At 68.1% G+C, this 19,225-nt stretch carries 16 protein-coding genes; 13 read left to right on the forward strand and 3 right to left on the reverse strand.

Annotated elements, in window-relative coordinates:
• Positions 1-65: 65 nt before the first annotated feature.
• The 3 genes from tilS to C3Y92_RS13615 all read left to right on the forward strand — a co-directional run bounded on the left by tilS (position 66) and on the right by C3Y92_RS13615 (position 2,825).
• A complete protein-coding gene (tilS, locus tag C3Y92_RS13605) occupies positions 66-1,154 on the forward strand; it encodes a tRNA lysidine(34) synthetase TilS (RefSeq protein ID WP_235669490.1) in 1,089 nt (362 codons plus the stop codon).
• Positions 1,155-1,216: 62 nt separating this feature from the next.
• Positions 1,217-1,888, forward strand: coding sequence for an adenylate kinase (locus C3Y92_RS13610; RefSeq protein ID WP_129353382.1), 672 nt, complete (start codon positions 1,217-1,219; stop codon positions 1,886-1,888).
• 82 nt (positions 1,889-1,970) lie between these two features.
• A complete protein-coding gene (locus C3Y92_RS13615) occupies positions 1,971-2,825 on the forward strand; it encodes a menaquinone biosynthesis protein (RefSeq protein WP_129353384.1) in 855 nt (284 codons plus the stop codon).
• 126 nt (positions 2,826-2,951) lie between these two features.
• Here C3Y92_RS13615 and C3Y92_RS13620 read toward each other — a convergent pair whose 3' ends face one another.
• The gene (locus C3Y92_RS13620; protein WP_006919402.1) at positions 2,952-3,389 is read right to left on the reverse strand and encodes an RrF2 family transcriptional regulator; all 438 of its coding nucleotides are present in this window, start codon (positions 3,387-3,389) and stop codon (positions 2,952-2,954) included.
• 102 nt (positions 3,390-3,491) lie between these two features.
• Complete coding sequence (locus tag C3Y92_RS13625) at positions 3,492-3,695, reverse strand: hypothetical protein (RefSeq protein WP_129353386.1); 204 nt, start codon at positions 3,693-3,695, stop codon at positions 3,492-3,494.
• Between the two features lie 244 nt (positions 3,696-3,939).
• On the opposite strand from C3Y92_RS13625, the gene C3Y92_RS13630 reads away from it, so the two are divergent.
• From C3Y92_RS13630 to C3Y92_RS13650, 5 genes are all read left to right on the forward strand, one after another.
• Positions 3,940-6,054, forward strand: a complete 2,115-nt coding sequence (locus C3Y92_RS13630) for a sensor histidine kinase (protein ID WP_129353388.1) — start codon at positions 3,940-3,942, stop codon at positions 6,052-6,054.
• Entirely contained in the window at positions 6,026-6,682 is a 657-nt protein-coding gene (locus C3Y92_RS13635; protein ID WP_129353390.1) for a response regulator, read from the forward strand. The genes C3Y92_RS13630 and C3Y92_RS13635 overlap by 29 nt, the downstream gene beginning before the upstream one ends.
• A gap of 194 nt (positions 6,683-6,876) precedes the next feature.
• Positions 6,877-7,290: a TadE/TadG family type IV pilus assembly protein gene (locus C3Y92_RS13640; RefSeq protein ID WP_129353392.1), complete on the forward strand. Its 414-nt coding sequence runs from the start codon at positions 6,877-6,879 to the stop codon at positions 7,288-7,290.
• A complete protein-coding gene (locus C3Y92_RS13645) occupies positions 7,287-7,688 on the forward strand; it encodes a TadE/TadG family type IV pilus assembly protein (RefSeq protein ID WP_129353394.1) in 402 nt (133 codons plus the stop codon). The genes C3Y92_RS13640 and C3Y92_RS13645 overlap by 4 nt, the downstream gene beginning before the upstream one ends.
• Before the next feature lie 10 nt (positions 7,689-7,698).
• On the forward strand, positions 7,699-8,874 hold the full coding sequence (locus tag C3Y92_RS13650) for a pilus assembly protein TadG-related protein (RefSeq protein ID WP_129353396.1): 1,176 nt from the start codon (positions 7,699-7,701) through the stop codon (positions 8,872-8,874).
• Positions 8,875-9,145: 271 nt separating this feature from the next.
• Here the strand turns inward: C3Y92_RS13650 and C3Y92_RS13655 are convergent, their stop codons facing one another.
• Entirely contained in the window at positions 9,146-13,282 is a 4,137-nt protein-coding gene (locus C3Y92_RS13655; protein ID WP_129353398.1) for a hypothetical protein, read from the reverse strand.
• A 245-nt stretch (positions 13,283-13,527) separates the two neighbouring features.
• On the opposite strand from C3Y92_RS13655, the gene mutY reads away from it, so the two are divergent.
• From mutY to C3Y92_RS13680, 5 genes are all read left to right on the forward strand, one after another.
• On the forward strand, positions 13,528-14,634 hold the full coding sequence (gene mutY / locus C3Y92_RS13660) for an A/G-specific adenine glycosylase (protein ID WP_129353400.1): 1,107 nt from the start codon (positions 13,528-13,530) through the stop codon (positions 14,632-14,634).
• 220 nt (positions 14,635-14,854) lie between these two features.
• Positions 14,855-16,060 carry an efflux RND transporter periplasmic adaptor subunit gene (locus tag C3Y92_RS13665; protein ID WP_129353402.1) on the forward strand — a complete coding sequence of 402 codons (1,206 nt, stop codon included), beginning with the start codon at positions 14,855-14,857 and terminating at the stop codon, positions 16,058-16,060.
• Between the two features lie 131 nt (positions 16,061-16,191).
• Positions 16,192-16,875 carry an ABC transporter ATP-binding protein gene (locus C3Y92_RS13670; protein WP_129353404.1) on the forward strand — a complete coding sequence of 228 codons (684 nt, stop codon included), beginning with the start codon at positions 16,192-16,194 and terminating at the stop codon, positions 16,873-16,875.
• A complete protein-coding gene (locus tag C3Y92_RS13675) occupies positions 16,862-18,019 on the forward strand; it encodes an ABC transporter permease (RefSeq protein ID WP_129353406.1) in 1,158 nt (385 codons plus the stop codon). The genes C3Y92_RS13670 and C3Y92_RS13675 overlap by 14 nt, the downstream gene beginning before the upstream one ends.
• Entirely contained in the window at positions 18,019-19,185 is a 1,167-nt protein-coding gene (locus tag C3Y92_RS13680; protein WP_129353408.1) for an ABC transporter permease, read from the forward strand. Before C3Y92_RS13675 ends, C3Y92_RS13680 begins: the two co-directional genes overlap by 1 nt.
• The last annotated feature ends 40 nt before the right edge of the window (positions 19,186-19,225 follow it).

Below are 19,225 nucleotides of genomic sequence, written 5' to 3' on the forward strand. Positions count from 1 at the left end.
GGGATGCCCCATGTCCGGCCCGGCCGCCGGACCGGAACCGACGCCGCCGCAGCGGCAAGGCCCCCATGCCGACGCCCCCTTGGGACAATATCCTCCAGCCCAGCCACGAACTGCCGGGCTTAAGCGCCCTGCCCTACCGTCTGGCCCGGCTGTGCCTGGGCATGGCGTCCTTCGTCACCGGCCCGTGCGGCCACGAGCCGGCCGGGGCGACCTGGATCGTGGCCTGCTCCGGCGGCCCGGATTCCGTGGCCCTGCTGGCCATGGCCGCCATCTTGCGGGAACGCCTGGGTCTGGCCGGACTTATGGCCGCCCACCTCGACCATGGGCTGCGGCCCGAATCCGGGGCCGAGGCCGAGGCCGTGGGGGCGCTTTGCCGCACAATCGGCCTGCCCTGCCTGACGGCCCGGGCCGATGTGGCCGAGCTGGCCCGGGAGCGCCGCACCGGCATCGAGGATGCCGGCCGACAGGCCCGGCAAACCTTTTTCGCCGACTGTCTGGCCGGCCGGGACAACGCCTGGGTGCTCACCGGCCATCAGCTCAACGACCTGGCCGAGGACCAGCTCATGCGCCTGGCGCGCGGCGCGGGCTGGCCGGCCCTAGGCGGCATGGCGGCCCTGGACCCGGCCCGCCGGCTGCTGCGGCCGCTGCTGCTCACCCCCCGAAGCGCGCTCACGGCATTCACGGCCGCCCTGGGTCTGCCGACCATGGACGACCCGTCCAACGCCGATCCGGCCTACCTTCGCAACCGGGTACGCCATGGCCTGCTGCCCCTGGTGCTGGCGGAAAATCCTCGTGCCCTGGACGCGGCCGCCCGGCTGTGGCGGCAAGCCCGCCTGGACGCCGCCTATTTCGACGAAATCCTGCCCGTGCCCGTCTCGGACGAGGGCGGCGCGGTCCGGCTGCCCCGCACGCTCCTTTCAGGCCTGCATCCGGCCCTGCGGGCACGTCTGTACGCCCGCGCCCTGGACGCCCTGGGGCCGGGCCAAGCCCTGGCCGAGGGTCTGGCCGCCCTGGAAGCAGCTTACGCGCGGCGCGACACCGGCCGCGTGTTCCAGTTTCCAGGCGGCAAAACGGTCCGGGTGGGCCGGGAGGGGCTGGTCTTTGGCCGGGACGCGCTGTCCGGTCCGCCCCGCCAAAACCGGAAACGGCATTGACAGGGCTTGGCGGCGGGGGTAATGAGGCCGATTGTGAAAAATCAAACATGGAGGCAGTCCCGGTGAATATTCTCACTTTTGGTCCCAACGGCAGCGGCAAGGGCACCCAGGGTTCCCTGGTGAAAAAGAAGTACAACCTGGCCCACATCGAGTCCGGGGCTATCTTCCGCGAGCACATCGGCGGCGGCACCGAACTCGGCATGAAAGCCAAGGGCTACATCGACAAGGGCGAGCTGGTCCCCGACGAGATCACCATCCCCATGATCCTGGAGACCCTCAAGGCCAAGGGCGGCAATGGCTGGCTGCTCGACGGCTTCCCCCGCAACATGGTCCAGGCCGAGAAGCTGTGGGAAGCCCTGCAGAAGGAAGGCATGAAGCTCGATTACGTCATCGAGATCCTGCTTGACCGCCAGATCGCCAAGGATCGCATCATGGGCCGTCGCCTGTGCGTCAATGATCCCAACCATCCCAACAACATCTTCATCGACGCCATCAAGCCCAACGGCGACAAGTGCCGGGTGTGCGGCGGCGACCTCAAGACCCGTTCCGACGACCAGGACGAGGACGCCATCAACAAGCGCCATGACATCTACTACGACACCAACACCGGCACCCTGGCCGCCGCCTACTTCTACAAGAAGCTGGCCGGCGAAGGGAAGACCAAGTACATCGAACTCGAAGGCGCCGGCTCCATCGATTCCATCAAGGAAACGCTGCTGTCCCAGCTCGACTAGTTCACCGGAATTCGCCTTGCATGACGGCCCCGGGGGGAATACCCTCGGGGCCGCGTTTTTTTGGCGCGCAAAAGGAGTGCCCATGGCAGACGATCCCTTGCGACTTGGCCGCATCGCCTACCTCAATGTCTGGCCGCTGTACCAGGCCCTCATGCCGGCCTTTCCCGAGGGCGGCGACATTGCCTACGTGTCCGGCCATCCCTCCGAGCTCAACGCCGCCCTGGCCGCCGGGACCATCGACGCCGCCCCGGCCTCGGCCTTCGCCTATCTGGCCCGGCCTGAGGCTTTCACGCTGCTGCCGGATCTGTGCATCCGGGCGGCCACCGGCCCCATCCAGAGCGTGCTCCTGTTCTCCCCTGTGCCCCTGGCCGAGCTGCCCGACTATCTGGCCCGCACCGGCGGCGAGGTGCAGCTCTCCGGGGCCTCGGCCAGCTCCAATGCGCTTTTGCGCGTCCTGTGGCGCTTCGCCTGGCGTTTCCCCGAACCGCGTTTCGCCGTGGCCGCCCCGGGCACGGGCATCGACCGGCCCATGCCGTTCGTGGAGATCGGCGATCTGGCCCTGTCCAAGTACGTGTCCCCGCCCTCGGGCTGGCACGTCACGGACCTGGGCCAGGCCTGGCTTGATTTCGCCGGCACACCCTTCGTTTTTGCCCTGTGGATCGTGCGGGAAGGCCTTGCCGGCCGCCCCCTGACCACCCTTGACGCGGTGCGGCGATTCCTGTGCGAAACAAACAAGGCGCTGCCCGAGCGCCTGCCCGAACTTGTCACCGCCCCGGGCCTGCCCGACTGGATCAGCCCGGCTGCGCTGCTCGACTACTTCCGGGTGGTCAACTACGACTTCGACGTGGCCGCGGCGGCGAGCCTGGTGCTTTTCGCCCACCACTGCCGGGAGCTTGGCCTCATTCCCGCCGTGCCGGCCCTGCGCTACGCCCTGTAATCCTCGGCCCTTTCGGCAACCCGCCCCCCACACGCGCAAACGCCGCCGCCTTCAAAGGAAGGCGGCGGCGTGGCCGAACATGCAACGCGGCCGAGCAGCGGCGAGACTGAGCGGGCAGCGCCCGCCTCAGCAGCAGGGCAGGCCGAGAATCTCGGAGCGGCGGGCCTGGACGAGCAGATCGGAGAGGTGGATGGCGTCGAGCTCGCGGAAGATGCTCTCCGTGGCCCGGGCCCAGATCTGGCGGGTGACGCAATCCGTGGAGATCATGCAGACCTCGGGATTGCCCACGCACTCGGTGAGCTCGGGCCGGCTTTCCAGGGCCCGCACCACGTCGCCGACGCGGATGGCCTCGGCCGGCGTGGCCAGCACGTGGCCGCCCTTGGGACCGCGCTTGCTGTTGATGAATCCCGCTTTCTTGAGCGCCCGGATCAGCTGTTCCAGGTACTTGACCGAAATGCCGCGCCGCTTGGCGATGTCCTGGATGCGGACCGGCCCCTCGTCGCCGTGCAGGGCGATGTCGAGGAGCATGCGCAAGCCATAGCGGCTTCGCGTGGTGAGTTGCATGAGCCGGGTACCCCTTGTGCCGAAGTATGTGCAAAACTGAACAAGTGGGACCCTAGCAAATTCGAAAACAAATGGCAAAACCGGTCTGGTCGGGGGGTGAAATCACCCTTGGGCAAAAACCAGTGGCGGCCGGCAGTCCTTTCCCGCCCACTCGCCGCGCCAAAGAGCCTGGCGCGACACCCGGCCCGAGACCGGAATGCCCCGGGACAGCACGCAACGGCTGCAGATCTTGCCTTGGGCGCGCAGGATGTAGACGTCCATGTATTCGATGGGGTTGCCGCAAACCGCGCAGTGTCCGGCATCCATGAGAACCTCCCGCCCGGCCAAACGTGCCGGGCGGGAGGGTAGAATCAAGTTTCGTGCCGAGCGAGGGAGCAGGGGCAGGCAATACACCGCCGACACCACCGCCAGAGGGCATCCCTGAAGCGCTCTCTGCCAGCCCATCCTTGCGTTTTCACCCCTCTCGGGCTACCAGCAGACTGGGGAGAACAGGCTGTTTCCAGTACGCCTGACACAGTCAGGTCAAACCGCCCTTGCCTGTTTTGTCGTCATGAGCCTTCGCAAAACCGCCGCCGTCATCGTCTGCGCCGTCTTTTTCGGCTTGCTGCTCCTGCTCTACGCCATGTTCCGGGGCAATATCCAAAGCGGCTTCGACGGCCTGGAACGTCAGGCCGTAACGGAAAACCTCCACCGCGTGCAAAACGCCCTGGGCCGCGACCTCAAAAACCTGGAGGGCATGGCGGCGGATTGGGGACTGTGGGACGATACGTACCACTACCTCCAGACCGGGGACCAGGGCTATGTGGAGGCCAACCTCACGGCCCAGAGCTTTGGCGAATTGCATCTCGACGTTCTGGCCCTCTATGACGCCGCCGGACGGCTGGTGGCGGCCAGACGCTACGACGCCGCCGAAGGCGTCTTGTTTGACGCCGCGGAGCCGGTGGCCGACATGGCGCAAGCCACGCCCGGCCTTCTGCGCCTCGACGCCTTCGAGGGACGCAAATCCGGAATCGCCTTTTTCGAAGGGCAAGCCTGTCTGATCGTGGCCCAGACCGTGCTGACCAGCGCCAGGAAGGGGCCGCCGGCCGGAACCCTGATCATGGCCCAGATGCTCGACGCCGCCAAGGTCGCCGCCATCGCGGAGCTCACGCTCCTGGACGTGCAGCTGCTTGCCCCCGCCAGCCCGGAGCTGCCTCCCGGACTGGCCGATACCCTCGCCTCCGGCGCGGACGGCGGCTACGCCATTCGAATCCCCGACAACGCCACAGTGAGCGGCTACGCCCTGTTGCGCGACATCGCAGGAGAGCCTGCCCTGATCCTGGCCGTGGACATGCCGCGCAGCATCCACCAGCAGGGACGCCTGCTCGAACAGACCATGGTCGGCAGTCTCACGACCATCGGCATCATCTTCGGCCTGGCCATGCTCTATTTCGTGGAGCGCTTCATTCTGTCGCGGGTGACGGGCCTTGGCCAGGAAATCGTCCAATTGGGCCAGGGCAGCCGCAAACGGGTCACGGCCTTTGCCGGCAACGACGAAGTCTCGGCCCTCTCCCGGGCCGTCAACGTCATGTTGGACGAACTTGACGCCGCCCGGGCCCATTATGTGATGGCGACACGGGCGGCCAAGGTCGGGGTGTGGGAGCTGCTGCCCGATCAAAGGCTGGTCGTGGTCGATCCGGTTCTTGCCGATCTGCTGGGCTACGACAGCCCAGGGCGGCCGGAACCGCTGGACTTGTGGCTGGACAGGCTTTTCGTCGAAGACCGCGACAGTCTGCTGCGCCAGGGGCCGGCGCTGCTGGACAGGCCGTCCCTGGAGCGCGAACTGCGTGTGGTGACGGCCCACGGCGGCATCCTGTGCTTTTTGTGCCGTGGCCAGCTCATGCCCGGAGCGGACGGTTCACCGCGCCAACTGACGGCGACGGCGGTGGACATCACCGAACTCAAGCAGGCCGCCGAAAGCATCCGGGCCCTTTCGGGCCGGCTCATGCGGGCCCAGGAATCGGAACGGGCAAACATTGCCCGGGATCTCCACGACAACGTGGCCCAGGATCTGTCCTCGCTCAAAATCGCCTACGAAACCCTGCTGGACGGCCTGCCCGACGTCGACGCAGCCTTGCGCCAACGCCTGGAAGCCGCCTCGGGGCTTTTGGCCCGCACCATCGCCTCGGTGCGGGAACTGGCCTACGGCCTGCGCCCGCCCAATCTGGAGCACCTGGGCCTTGATCTGGCCCTGCGCCGGCTGTGCCAGGAAATGGGCCAGACCTCGGGACTGGAAGTCTCCTATGCGGGGGTCGGGCTGGAGGGACTGGACATTGATCCCGAGGTGGCCATAAACCTCTACCGCATCGCTCAGGAAGCCTTGGCCAACGTCCGCAAGCACGCCGGAGCCGCAAGCGTCGACCTGCGCCTGATCGAGTCCTATCCCAAACTCATCTTGCGGATTCGCGACGACGGGCGCGGCTTCGACGTCGGCCCGAACCCTCGCGACTGCCCGGGCGACGCGAAACAGCCCTGCATGGGGCTGGTCAACATGCGGGAACGGGCCGGACTTTTCGGCGGCAGCCTGCGCGTCATTTCGTCCCCGGGACACGGCACGACCGTGGTGGCGGAAATTCCTTACGCCGGAGAACGGAGCCATGCCCAGCAAACGCCTGCTCATCGTTGACGACCATCCCCTGTTTCGCGAAGGCCTCAAGGCCATCCTGCGCCGGGACCCGTCCTTTGCCGTGGCCGGCGAAGCCGGCAGCTACGCCGAGGCCCTGCGCACGGCCAAGGCCTGCCGCCCCGACGTGGCCCTGCTGGACATCTCCCTGCCCGATCGTTCCGGCATCCAGTTGGCCCGGGAGCTTCGCCAGATGTTGCCGGGCCTTGGCATCCTCATGGTGAGCATGCACGCCAAGGTGGACTACGTGGCCGAGGCCCTGAAAGTCGGGGCGCTGGGCTATTTGACCAAGGACGCCGCCACCGACAATCTGCTCTCGGGCCTGCGCGCCGTGGCCGCCGGCCAGCCCTGGCTTGATCCGACCTTGTCCGTGGAAATCTCCCGCTCGCTGTTGGCCCGGACTCCCCGGGCCGACGAAGCGTCCCATTCGGCCTACGACTCCCTGACCCCCCGCGAGCGCGAAGTCATGCGGCTGGTGGTGGAAGGCCTTTCCAACAAGGAAGTGGCCGGAGCCCTGGAGATCAGCGTCAAGACCGCCGAGCATCACCGGGGCAGCCTCATGCGCAAGCTTGGCATGCAAAATTCCGTGGAATTGGTCCGCTACGCCACCAAGCTGGGGCTGATCGACTAATCCACCGCGAGCCATGCGACGACGCGGGCGCGCCGTCATCCATGGCAGCCCCGGCCCCCTGAAAAGGTGTTTTCCTAGGGGTTTTCCCCCATGCACCGCGGAATCAATCCCATCGACCCTCTCCCGGCTTGGCGTTATCTGGGAATTGGACAGAAGGCCGGCCCCTGCCTGCCGTCCAAACACCAGGAACGCCCATGCCCACGCCCTCCTCATCCCTCAATCAGCGCGGAGCCAGCGCCGTGGAAATGGCGCTCGTCCTGCCCCTGCTGCTGACCGTGGTTTTCGCCATCATTGATTACAGCCGGTTTTTCTTCCTCCGCTCCACGGTCACGGCCGCTGTGGCCGACGCCACGCGTCTGGCCGTCCTGCCAGGCACGACCGACGCCATGATCGCAGCCGCCGTCACTCAGGCGCTGCTGGATCCCCTCAATCAGGCCACCGGGCAACACCCCAACATTAGCGTTACCCCGTCCCAGCGCACCGCCGGCCAGCCGGTGACCGTGACGGCCAGCCTCCCCTTCAGCCCGCTCATTTTGCCTCAATTCCTGGGAAAGACGCTGTTTCCCCAAAACATCAACGCTGCCGCGACAATGGTGGTGGAACCATGAACACTCCCCAGGCCCATGCCCGGCTAGACCGGCAAAACGGTTCGATCAGCGTGGAATTCGCCTTGATGCTCGTCTTTTTCTTCATGCCGATGCTTATCGGCATCATTGATTTCGGCCAAATCCTGCACGCCCAGAGCGTGGTCGCCAGGGCGGCCAGGGAAGGCGTGATGGCGGCGGCCAGAAATCAGGACATTCCCACAGCCGTGGACGCCTACATCCAAAACGCCGGCTACGACACCGGCCTGGCCCATATCGCCACGGCCGGTTCCCGGGTCGCCGGCGAACCGGTCATGGTCACGGTGCGCTACGACACCTCGGCCATGGTCATCATCCCCTGGCAGGGCATCAGCCCCAACATGACCCAGGTCGCGGCCACGGCCACGGCCCAACAATTCTAAGGGGGGCGTCATGCCCGTCCATCATGTTCCCGCCGCGCGCCAGGCCGAAAACGGTTCTGTCGTGGTTTTCTCCGCCCTGGTCATGATCATCCTGGCCGGACTGGCCACCCTGGCCGTGGACTACGGCTTTTTGCAATACAAGCGCAGCCAGCTGCAGACGGCGGCCGACGCCGCCGCCCTGGCCGGCGCGGCCGATCTGTTGCGCAACGGCGACGATTTCGACGCGGTCCGGGCCACGGCCGTGGATTTCGGCCAGCGCAACCTGGGCGAACAGGACACGGTTGCCAGCGCCGTGACCGCCAGCGACGTGGAACTGCTCAAGGGCGATGCCCCGGCGGCCGGAGCCACCCCGGACACCGTCCGGGTGACCGCCGGGCGCACCGCCCAGCGCGGCAACCCCGTGGACATGTTCCTTGGCCCCGTGCTTGGCTGGAACACCCAGGATCTGACCGCCACGGCCAGCGCCTCGCTTTTTTGCTCGGACCAGACCAAGTGCCTCAAACCCTTCTCGCCGCCAGCCAAGTTCACCTGGGACGACACCTGCGACACGGACAAGAAGTTCAAGAACAACGGCGCATTCGACCCCGGCAGCAGTTGCGAGCTGTCCTCGGTCAACGTCCTTGGCTACGATGCCGGCGACCTTGGCACACCCATAGTGCTCAAGCTCAGCGACAGCCACGACACTGTAGTGCCTGGACACTTCCAGGCTGTGGACTATCCTCCGGCCAACACCGGCGACCCCGAATCCGGCGCCGCCGTCTACCGCCTCAACATCGCCGGCTGCACCGCCTCCAACAACACCGTGGTCCGGGAGGGCGACGAACTGGTCATCGAACCCGGCAACATGGTCGGCCCCACCAACCAAGGGCTGGCCGATCTGATTGCCACGGATCCGGGCGCGTCCTGGGACAGCGCCACCAATTCCGTCACCGGCAGCGCCTACACCGATCCCATGAAGAGTCCCCGGGTGGCGCTCATTCCGTTTTACGACCCATCCCGTCCGCAAAATTCCGGCCGCAACTCCATTTACGTCTATCAGCTGGGGGCGGTTTTCATCGAAAACACCAACGCCAAGGGCGAAGTGGTCGGTCGTTTCATGCGCGGCATGGCCGTCGAGGCAAAGCGCACGGCCGGGGCCTGCGACACGGCCTCCGTGTCCCTCTACAGCGTCGGGCTGGTCAAGTAGCCCGCGCCCGTGCCCCAAACCGGGGAACCGGTCCCACCCCCTGGCAGAACACAAGAAATGTCTACGCTGCCGGGCCTCGGCCCGGCAGCAATGCGTGGTTCGGTCCGCCGCCGCACAACCGACCTCATTTGGCTATCCGCAGCTTCCTCAGGATGCAGCCCTTCGGAGGCCGCGGCAACAGTTGCCGGCCTCAAAGACAAACCACCCTTCATCCCTTTTCCCGTCGAGGGGGTCCGGGGGGATCATCCCCCCGGCCGCCGGAGGCATTTCCCTACGACGATTTTTCCCCCGTCGTTTTTTGCCCATCCGATGTTCCCGGGCCGCCGCGCCCCAGGCCCGGCAGGCGCAGCTTCAGTTCGGGTTTGCGCCAGCCGCCGCCGGTCGTCAGGCTGTCAAATCCCCAGCGCAGCCACTTGACCAGCGCCCAGGCCAGCCAGACCGCCCAGGCCAGCATCACGGCCCGAAAGACCATCAAGGGCAGGCTTACGGCCGTGCAGGACGGCAGCGCGCCGGCCAGCCGGTCGAAGGTCCAGCGCAGGGCCGTGGCCGTGGAGCCGTTGCCCGCCACCTGCATGCGCGGCAGGCCGAGAAGGCCCGTGCCCAGGGTGTCGTAGAGGGCCTCCAGCCCGGCCAGGGTCAAAAGGACCAGCAACACCTGGACGCTGTTGAAGGCCACCGCGCCCTGGGCGATGGGATGCCGCCGCCGCCAGGCCAGGGCGGCGATCCAGGCCACGGCCAACAGCGCGTTGCCGGGCGTGGCTTGGCTGAGGCCCAGGGCGTAGAGCAGCCAGGACAGGCGGGACAGCGGCGTGTCCGGCAAAAACGACAAACCCAGACCCAGAGCGGCCACGGCCGCCAGCCATCCCCAGTAGAGCACGGCCGGGGCCAGGGGCGTGTCGCCGGCAACGGCCAGCAGCCAGCGGTCGGCCGGCAGCTCCAGGCTGACGGCCAGATTGGCCCCGGGCAGGCCCAGGTCAACCGCCGGGGTGCGGGTGAAAGTTGCCATCCCCTGCTTTTCCCGGAAGTTGACGGTCACTTCGGTGACGCCCGGCGGCAGGGCAAAGCCGACCTCGTCCGGGCCGCCGGTGGGCAACACCTCGCGCCCGGCCACGGCCAAGCGCGTGACCTCGGCCCCAGGCGGCAGCTTCACGGCCTGGCGCGCGCCCTTGGCCGCCCGGAAGACCAGAACCAGCGTCGCCTCGCGGTACTGCCCGCCCTGGCGCACGGACAGATTGCCCCGCTCCAGGGTCAGGAATTCCCCGGGCGCGGTCTCGGGGCGGGCCACCGACACGGTGAGCGTCTCGCCGGGCCAGGGCGCAAAGCGCGGGGCCAGCCGGCCCTCGGGGGTCAGCCAGGCCACCGGCGGCGGCCCGGCGTAGGACAGGTCGTAGAGGGCGGCGGCGGTGACGGTCCAGGTCTCGACCAGGGAAGCGTCGGCCGGCGCGGCCAAGGTCAGCGACGGCGCGGCCGGCAACCGCGAGCGCCAGGACACGCGGTCCTGCCCCGGGGCGAAGCGCACCGTGGCCTTGCCGCCCTCCACGCTGACCCCGGCCACGTCGGGCAGCTCCCCGGCCAGAAGCGGCACAACGGCCACGGCCGGGCCGGTCGTGGGCGAGCGGCGCACGACTTCGGTCGCGACCTCGAAGGTCAAGCCGAAATCCACGGCCCGACGGACCTCGAAAAAGGCCGGCACGTCGATGCCCGTGGCCCCGGGCTTGGCTGCCTGGGCCTTGCCGCCGGTCTCGGCCCGCACGAATTCCAGGGGACCAGCCAGCCCACCCCGCTCGTCCAGCCCACGCACCCGGTAGCCCGGAGCCGACGCCTGGACGCGGCCGGGAACAAGGGGCGCGGACACGGTAAAGGACACGGCCTCGGGGGCCGGGCCGGCCATGGCCACGGTATGGACGCCGGGTTCCAGCAGCACGGCCGGTTGGCCGTCCAGGCGCGCCAGCCCCCCGGCCGGCTTGCCGTCCACGGTAAGAAGCGTCGGCCGCCAGCCCTCGGACACGGCCGGCAACGGCGCGGCCACCCGGGCGGCGGCGTCGATGGCGGCCACGATGGTCAGCGTCCCGGCCTCCAGGCGCACCTCAAGCCCGGGCGCGCCCAGACAGTCCGGCAGGCAGCGCGGCGGCTGGGTCAGGCGCTCGCGCAGGCTGTCGAGGAGGTCACGGGGCGGAAAATCCGCGGCCGCGGCCCGCCCAGGCAGGCCAAGGGACAACACGGCGGCAAGGACGGCCGCCGCCCCGGCCACGACCGCCGGCCGGGTCAGGCGGCGCACCCGCTGGCGGTCGAACAGCAAGGCCAAGGCCAGCCCAAGGAGAATCACCCGGGCCAAGCCCAGGCCGGCCGTGGCCAGGGGCGGCAGCAGCGTCAGGCGCAGGGTTTCGCCCGGGGCCACCGGCCCGCGCCAGGACAGGCCCACCGAGGTGAAATGCCAGGACGGCATGGCCGGCCCGGTCTGCATCAGGGCGTTGGGATCAAATTCCAGGCGTTCCGGGGTCTTGTCCGCCTCATACCCGCCGTAAAGGGCCATGGTCCGCGAATATCCGCTGTCGCTCTTGCCCCGGGCCGGAGCGGCCGGCATGGCCGGAGCCGGGGCGACCATGGGTTCTGCCGTGGCCGCCTCGTTGGCGGCCTGGCGCTTGGCCGCCACGGGCATGGGCGCGCCGCCGCCCCCCCCGCCGCCGCTCCCCCCGCCTATCTGGGGAGCCACGGCCAGACGCAATTCCCGGGCGACAAAGGGCACGGCCAGGACCACCAGGGAAACCATGGACAGGACAAAAAGCGTGACGGACAGGCGGCGAAAGGCCGGATAGCCGGCCAGCCGGCCCACGTCGCCGGCCGCACGCAAAAGCCCCAGGCCGGCCAACACGAACATCCAGACCGTGGTCGGGGCGTGGGGTTCATGCCAGGACAACAGCAGAAAAAGCCCCAGGGCCGCGCCGGCGAGCCGGCCGCGCAGGGTAAAGGCGGCCACGGCCAGCACGAAGACCAGGAACAGATCGAGCAGCGTCCAGCCCGACAGCAACCCGCCCGTCACCGTGTCCGGCCCCGTGGCATAGGCCAGGGCCCAGCCCGGCGGGAGGTTCAGCGTGGCCGAAACGCGCTCGAACTCCCGGTCAAAGCCCCCGGCCGGCAGGAACGCGTCCACAGAGGGATAGCGCGAGCGGGCCGTCAGATTGAGATGCGACTGGCGCAGCTCCACCCCGGGCCGGCCGTCCTGGCCCAGGCGCACCACAGGCTGGTCCTGGCCGGAAATCGTCACCCGCCCAAGTTCCCCGGGCGGCAGCAGGGACAGCGTCCAGCCCCGCCGGTTTTCGCCGGCCACGGTGTCGCGCACGGACAGGCCCTGCCCGGAAAAATCGAGCCACATCTCGCGGGACAGCGTCAACGCGTCGCGGCCGGTGGGCGCGCCGCGCCCAAGCTCGGCCAGGGTGAGCACGCCGTCAGCCTCGGCGGCAAAGGCCGGATAGGCCTGCCAGGGACCGGGCACGTCGGCGGTCTTGGGATCGATGCCGGCCAGGCCCTCGGGCCGGACCTCCCGGACCTCGCCGGATTGGAAGCTCCAGATCTCCCGGCCATAGGGGCAGGCGGCCGGCCCGATGCGGTCCACCTTGGCCGGATAGCGGGCCACGACCTCGACTTCGTAGCGCCCAGGGCCGGCGTCGAGGACAAGCCCGCCGTCCGGGCCAAGGGTCGCCGGGACCGGGGCGCGCACGGCCAGGGGCAAGGCTCCGGCGGGCACGGCCCCGGCCAGGGTCACGGCCCGGGCCAGACCGGACACTTCCAGACGATACAGCGTGGTGACGGTGACGGGCACGCCGTCGGCAATGAGCCGAAACACGCGCACCGTCTCACGATTGGGCGCGGCCTTGGCCGCTTCGGGCGGGCTCAGGCGCAATTCGCCGGCCGGCGAAACGGCCACCGGCGAGGCCGCGCCCTGGCGGGACAGCCGCACCAACCCGACATCCGGCGGCAGGGCCAGCCCCTGGGGTGTTGCCGCCCAACCCAGGCGGCCGGTCAGGACATGTTCCCCGGCCGCAAGCCGCACAAAGGGCGCGTCCGGCGCGCCAAGCACGGGCACGGCGGCCCCCCCCTCACGCACGCCCTCGATCCAGGCCCCGGCGGCATGGGGCAAAGGAACCGGGCCATCGTCAAAAAGCCGCACCGTGTAGGTCATGTCCGCGCCGGTGGGCCAGACGTCCAGGGTAAGGCTCGTGGGAAACCGGCAGATCCGCGCCTCCGGGCGATTGCCCACCGGCGGGCACAGGCGTTGCCCGGCCTCGTGCAGGGCAAAGCCCACCCACGGAGCCAGGGCCGGGGGAATGTCCGGCCCGGCGGCCGGGGACAGGCACGGAACCAGGACCAGGGCAAGGACGACGACAAGGCGCGACAGGGACTTGGACATGGCTTTCCTCCCCGGCGGCCGGACCGCCAGTCATCCTGCTATGGGCCAAAAAGGCGGCAAAGGCAACGCGCCGGCTAACGTCCGAGGATTGCCGGCCCCCTTGAGCGGCTTGGTTTTCAGCCATCTGCGGCTTCCCTGGCCTTCCTGCTTTGCCGGCCCGCCCGCCCTTCCCAGCCGGCCCAATCGGCATTATGGGCTAGAGCGCAAGTTTCGGCCGGGGTCAAAGCCCGGCACACGAGGTTTTCATGTCCGAGCGTTCCGATTTCGTGCCGCTCCTGCTCGACTGGTTTGCCCAAAACCGCCGCGACCTGCCCTGGCGGCGCACCTACGATCCTTACGGCGTCTGGGTGTCGGAGATCATGGCCCAGCAGACCCAGATGGACCGCGTGGCCGTCTATTTCGAGCGCTTCACGGCCCGCTTCCCCACCGTGGCCGCCCTGGCCGCAGCCGACGAAACCGAGGTGCTCAAGGCCTGGGAAGGCCTGGGCTATTACAGCCGGGCCAGGAATCTGCTGGCCGCCGCCCGGCGGGTCATGGCCGAGCACGGCGGCCGGCTGCCGGCTGATTTCGCCGCCCTGCGCGCCCTGCCGGGCGTGGGCGACTACACGGCCGGGGCCGTGGCCGCCATCGCCTTTGGCCAGGATGAAGTGGCCGTGGACGCCAACGTCCTGCGGGTGCTGGCCCGGGTGTGCGACATCGACGCGCCTATCAAAGAACCGGCCGGCAAGGCCCAGGCCACCACCCTGGCCCGGGAACTGCTCCCCCCCGGCCGGGCCAGAGACTATGGCGAGGCGCTCATGGAATTCGGGGCGCTGGTCTGCCGCCCCCGCAACCCGGACTGTCCGGCCTGCCCTCTCGCCACGCTGTGCGCGGCCAGGCGCCTGGGCATCGTGGCCGACCGGCCGGTCCTCAGCAAATCCAAGGACATCACGCCGCTCAACGTCGCCACCGGCGTGCTAATCCACGACGGGCGGGTATTTATTCAAAAGCGCCTGCCCAAGGGGGCCTGGGCCAATCTGTGGGAGTTTCCAGGCGGCCGCATCGAGGCCGGCGAGACCCCGGAGCAGGCCGTGGTGCGCGAATTCGCCGAGGAGACAGGCTTTTCGACCCAGGTCGAAACCAAGCTGGCCGTCATCCGCCACGGCTACACCACGTATAGAGTGACGCTGCACTGCTGCCTGCTGCGCCTCACCGACGCCCCCGAGGCTTCGCCGCCCCCCGAGCCGACCCTGACCGCCGCCCAGGAAAGTCTGTGGGCCGCGCCCGACGAACTGTCGCGCTACGCCTTTCCAGCCGGCCACCGCAAACTTATTGAGCAATTTTGGGAGAGCCTCCGGCGGCTGGGGGCCTGAGGCCCCCAGACCCCCCACCCAAAGAAAGGGTTAAAGGGGGTACGGCGAGGCGTCTTTCTGTTGGCCGGGAAGTCTCAGAGGTCGTCGCCGGCCCTTGACGGGAACTACCGTTGCGCTGACGGCTCGGCATTCCCGACGAAACTTCCAGGCAATTATTTCGTCTTGACTCTTCGGGACAACGCGGTATTGACGCGTCATCATTATAGATACAGGAAATCCCATGAGCGACACGCTGCAAAATCTCCGCATTGCCGGCGACGACAAAATGGCCGGCGCGCGCCGACGCCGCAAGAAATGGCCCTGGATCGTCGCCGCCCTGGTGGTCCTGGCCCTGGCCGGCTGGTTCATGACCCCGCGCACCTTCGTGGTCGAGGCGGCCACGGTGGGCCTGGCCTATCCCTCGCGCACGGTCACGGAGCTGACCGCCAGCGGCTACATCGTGGCCCAGCGCAAGGCCGCCCTGGCCACCAAGGCCACGGCCCAGCTCGTCTGGCTCGGGGTGGAGGAAGGCAGCCGCGTCAAAAAGGGCGACATCCTGGCCCGGCTGGAAAGCGCCGACGTGGAAGCGGCCAAAAAGCTCGCCGTCCACGAGCTTTCCGCCGCCCGGTTCCAGATTGCCTCGGCCGAAGCCGAGCTGGCCGACGCCACGCTGCAGTACAACCGCATGAAAAAGCTCTCGGCCGGCGACTATGTGGCTCGCTCGGAGCACGACGCGGCCAAGGCCCGGCTGGACAAGGCCGAAGCCGCCCTGTCCCAGGCCAAGGCCAGCCTGGCGGCCCGGGAACAGGCGCTCAAAAAAGCCGAGGCCGAACGCGGCTACACCGAACTCGAAGCGCCTTTCGACGCGGTGGTGCTCACCAAGAACGCCGACCTCGGCGACATCATCTCGCCCCTTGGCGCGTCGTCCACCTCCAAAGCCGCCGTGGTCACCATCGCCGACATGAGTTCGCTTGCCGCCGAAGTCGACGTCAGCGAATCGAGCATCGAGAAGGTGAAGGTCGGCGGCCCCTGCGAGATCATCCTGGACGCCATCCCGGGCGAACGGTTCCCCGGCGTGGTCCACATGATCGTGCCCACGGCCGACCGCACCAAGGCTACCGTGCTGGTCAAGGTGCGCTTCACCACCCTCGATCCCCGGGTGTTGCCCGAAATGAGCGCCAAGACGGCCTTTCTCTCCCGGCCGCTCACCCCGGACGAGACCCAGCCGCGTCTGGCCGTGCCGGCCGGGGCCGTCATCCGCCGGGGCGAGACCGACGCCGTCTTTGTCATGCGCGGCGGCAAGGCCGTGCTCACGCCCGTGACCCTGGGCGAGGTCCTGGGCGACATGCGGGCCGTAACCAAGGGCCTGACCGCCGGCGAAAAAGTGATCCTCTCGCCCCCGGCCGAACTGCGCGACGGCGACGCCGTGGCCCTGGCCGAAGGCTAGGCCGTGTTCGCGAGAGACGCCTCTGGCGTTTCACAGGCAACAGACGAAAACCATTGTTTTCTTAAAAAATACTGTCGTATTTTTTAAGGGACGCGACGCCAGCCCGTCTCCCAGGCACAGGACAATCCGTCATGGACCGCCCGCTTATCGAAATATCGCATCTGTCGAAGTCCTACCGCCGCGGCGATCAGGTGATCCCGGTGCTCTCCGACATCACCTTCGACATCGCCGCCGGGGAGTTCCTGGCGCTGATCGGCCCGTCAGGGTCCGGGAAATCGACGCTCCTTAATTGCATCGCCGGCATCGATTCCCTGGACGCCGGCAGCATCACCGTGGCCGGTACGGACATCGCCACCTTGTCGGAAAGCGAGCTGGCCGTGTGGCGCAGCCGCCACGTGGGCTTTATCTTCCAGTTCTACAACCTCATTCCGGTCTTGACCGCCCTGGAAAACGTCGAGCTGCCGCTTTTGCTGACAAGCCTGTCCGCCGCCGCCCGGCGCGACCATGCCCTGGCAGCCCTGGCCGCCGTGGGCTTGTCCGACCGCACCGACCACAAGCCCAACCAGCTTTCCGGCGGCCAGCAGCAGCGCGTGGCCATCGCCCGGGCCATCGTCACCGACCCGGACATCATCGTGGCCGACGAACCTACCGGCGACCTGGACCGGGTTTCGGCCGCCGACGTCATGGCGCTTTTAAAACGCCTCAACGCCGACCTGGGCAAAACCATCGTCATGGTCACCCACGACCACAAGGCCGCCGAGGCCGCCCACCTCGTGCGCGAGCTCGACAAGGGCGAACTGCGTGTTGCTCCTTAGGCTCATTCTTTTAAACGCCTTCCGCCACCGCCTGCGCGCCGTGCTGACCATCGTCGGCGTGGCCGTGGCCCTGACCGCGTTCGGGCTTTTGCGCACGGTGCTGGACGCCTGGCACGCCGGGGTGGAAGCCTCCTCGGCCAATCGGTTGGTCACCCGCAACGCCGTGTCGCTGACCCAGCCCCTGCCCTTTGCCTACAAGGGCCGCATCCGCCAGGTGACGGGCGTGGACATCGTGGCCGCCGGCGGCTGGTTCGGCGGGGTGTATCTGGACGAGAAAAACTTCTTCCCCAACTTCGCGGTCGAGGCCGACGATTTTTTCAAGCTCTACCCGGAACTCATCGTCAGCCCCGAGGAACAAAAGGCTTTTCTTTCCGACCGCAAGGCGGCCATCATCGGTCGCAAGCTGGCTGAGCGTTTCCACTGGCGCATCGGCGACACCGTCACCCTTCGCGGCACCATCTATCCGGGCCAATGGCCCATGACCATCCGCGCCATCTACAAAGGCGCGCGCCCGGACACCGACGAGACGGTCCTCTATTTCCACTACGGCTATCTCGACGAGACCATGAAAAAGCGCGCCCCGACCCGGGCCGGCCAGGTCGGCTTTTTCATGATCGGCATCCGCGACGCCACCCGGGCGGCGGAAATATCCAAGGACATCGACGCGCTGTTCCACAACTCCCAGGCCGAGACCCTGACCGAAACCGAGCGCGCCTTCCAGCTCGGGTTCGTGGCCATGAGCGAGGCCATTTTGCTGGCCATCACCGCCGTGTCCTACGTGGTCATCGCCATCATCCTGGCTGTTGCCGCCAACACCATGGCCATGTCGGCCCGGGAACGCCTGGGCGAATTCGCGGTCCTCAAAACCCTGGGTTTTGGCGCGCCGGCACTGGCCGGGATGCTCCTGGCCGAGTCGCTGCTTCTGGCCCTGGCCGGCACGGCCCTGGCCATGGCCGTGCTGCCGCCCCTGGCCAAGGGCTTTGCCGTGGGCCTGGCCCAGTATTTCCCCATCTTTTTCGTCTCGCCCACAACCATCATGCTCCAGGCCGCCTTCGGGCTGGCCGTGGGCGTGCTGGCCGCGGCCGTGCCGGCCTGGCGGGTGGCCGCCGTGCGCATCGCCGACGCCTTTCGGAGGATCGGCTGATGGCCGTGCCCTTGTCCTATTCCTGGCGAAACCTCGTCACCCGCCGGCTGACCACCACGCTCACGGCCGGCGGCATGGCGCTGGTGGTCTTCGTCTTCACGGCCACGCTCATGCTGGCCGAGGGGCTGCGCCAGACGCTCGTGTCCACCGGTTCGCCCGGCAACGTCATCGTGCTGCGCAAGGGTTCCGAGACCGAGGTGCAAAGCGGGCTGGAGCGTGTCCAGGCCTCGGCCATGACCGCCCGGGCCGAGATCGCTCCTGGCAGCGACGGCCGGCCCCTGGCCGCCCGGGAGATGGTGGTGCTCATCGGACTGACCAAGAAATCCACGGGCAAGACCTCCAACGTGGTCATCCGGGGCATCGAGCCGGCTTCGCTGGCCCTTCGCGGCCAGGTGCGCCTGATTTCCGGGCGCGCGCCCCAGCCGGGCACGCCGGAAATCATGGTGGGCAAGGCCGTGGCCAAGGGATTTACTGGCGCGGAAATCGGCCAGAGCCTGCGCTTCGGCAAGCGGGACTGGCCCATCGTCGGCGTGTTCGACGCCGGCTCCACCGGCTTTTCCTCGGAGATCTGGGGGGACGCCGACCAGCTCATGCCGGCTTTTGGCCGCAACGCCTATTCCATCGTGGTGGCCGGCCTGCGCGAACCCGGGCTTTTCGAGTCGTTCAAGGAAGCGGTGGAAGCCGACCCCAGGCTGCAGGCCGAGGTCTGGCGCGAGACGCGCTACTACGAGAAGCAGTCGGACATGATGCGCAAGTTTTTGACGGTCCTTGGCGTGTCGCTCACGCTCATTTTCTCGCTGGGGGCCATGATCGGGGCCATGATCACCATGTATGCCTCGGTGGCCGGCCGGGTGGCCGAGATCGGCACGCTGCGGGCCATCGGCTTCACGCGCGGGGCGGTCCTGGCCGCCTTTTTGGCCGAATCCACCCTCCTTGGCCTCATCGGCGGTCTGGCCGGCGTGGGGTTGGCCGCCGGACTGTCCTTTCTCACCTTCTCCACCACCAATTTCCAGACCTTCTCCGAGCTGGCCTTCCGCTTCACCCTGGCCCCGTGGATCGTGGTGCTGTCATTGGCCTTTTCGCTGTTCATGGGCGTTGTGGGCGGGTTCTTGCCGGCCCTGCGGGCCTCGCGCCTGGGGATTGTCGAGGCCCTGCGGGAAGGGTGAAAAAAACGGCGGGACGTCTCCGCCCCGCCACTGCAAAATC

This window comes from Solidesulfovibrio carbinolicus (assembly GCF_004135975.1).
Classification (GTDB): domain Bacteria; phylum Desulfobacterota; class Desulfovibrionia; order Desulfovibrionales; family Desulfovibrionaceae; genus Solidesulfovibrio; species Solidesulfovibrio carbinolicus.

Bases quoted from the DNA above. Each gene is read 5' to 3' on its own strand.
- C3Y92_RS13670 (WP_129353404.1), top strand. From the start codon at position 16,192: ATGGACCGCCCGCTTATCGAAATATCGCATCTGTCGAAGTCCTACCGC.
- C3Y92_RS13665 (WP_129353402.1), top strand. From the start codon at position 14,855: ATGAGCGACACGCTGCAAAATCTCCGCATTGCCGGCGACGACAAAATG.
- C3Y92_RS13630 (WP_129353388.1), top strand. From the start codon at position 3,940: ATGAGCCTTCGCAAAACCGCCGCCGTCATCGTCTGCGCCGTCTTTTTC.
- C3Y92_RS13625 (WP_129353386.1), bottom strand. From the start codon at position 3,695: ATGGATGCCGGACACTGCGCGGTTTGCGGCAACCCCATCGAATACATG.
- C3Y92_RS13620 (WP_006919402.1), bottom strand. From the start codon at position 3,389: ATGCAACTCACCACGCGAAGCCGCTATGGCTTGCGCATGCTCCTCGAC.
- C3Y92_RS13635 (WP_129353390.1), top strand. From the start codon at position 6,026: ATGCCCAGCAAACGCCTGCTCATCGTTGACGACCATCCCCTGTTTCGC.
- C3Y92_RS13640 (WP_129353392.1), top strand. From the start codon at position 6,877: ATGCCCACGCCCTCCTCATCCCTCAATCAGCGCGGAGCCAGCGCCGTG.
- mutY (WP_129353400.1), top strand. From the start codon at position 13,528: ATGTCCGAGCGTTCCGATTTCGTGCCGCTCCTGCTCGACTGGTTTGCC.
- tilS (WP_235669490.1), top strand. From the start codon at position 66: ATGCCGACGCCCCCTTGGGACAATATCCTCCAGCCCAGCCACGAACTG.
- C3Y92_RS13650 (WP_129353396.1), top strand. From the start codon at position 7,699: ATGCCCGTCCATCATGTTCCCGCCGCGCGCCAGGCCGAAAACGGTTCT.
- C3Y92_RS13680 (WP_129353408.1), top strand. From the start codon at position 18,019: ATGGCCGTGCCCTTGTCCTATTCCTGGCGAAACCTCGTCACCCGCCGG.
- C3Y92_RS13655 (WP_129353398.1), bottom strand. From the start codon at position 13,282: ATGTCCAAGTCCCTGTCGCGCCTTGTCGTCGTCCTTGCCCTGGTCCTG.
- C3Y92_RS13615 (WP_129353384.1), top strand. From the start codon at position 1,971: ATGGCAGACGATCCCTTGCGACTTGGCCGCATCGCCTACCTCAATGTC.
- C3Y92_RS13645 (WP_129353394.1), top strand. From the start codon at position 7,287: ATGAACACTCCCCAGGCCCATGCCCGGCTAGACCGGCAAAACGGTTCG.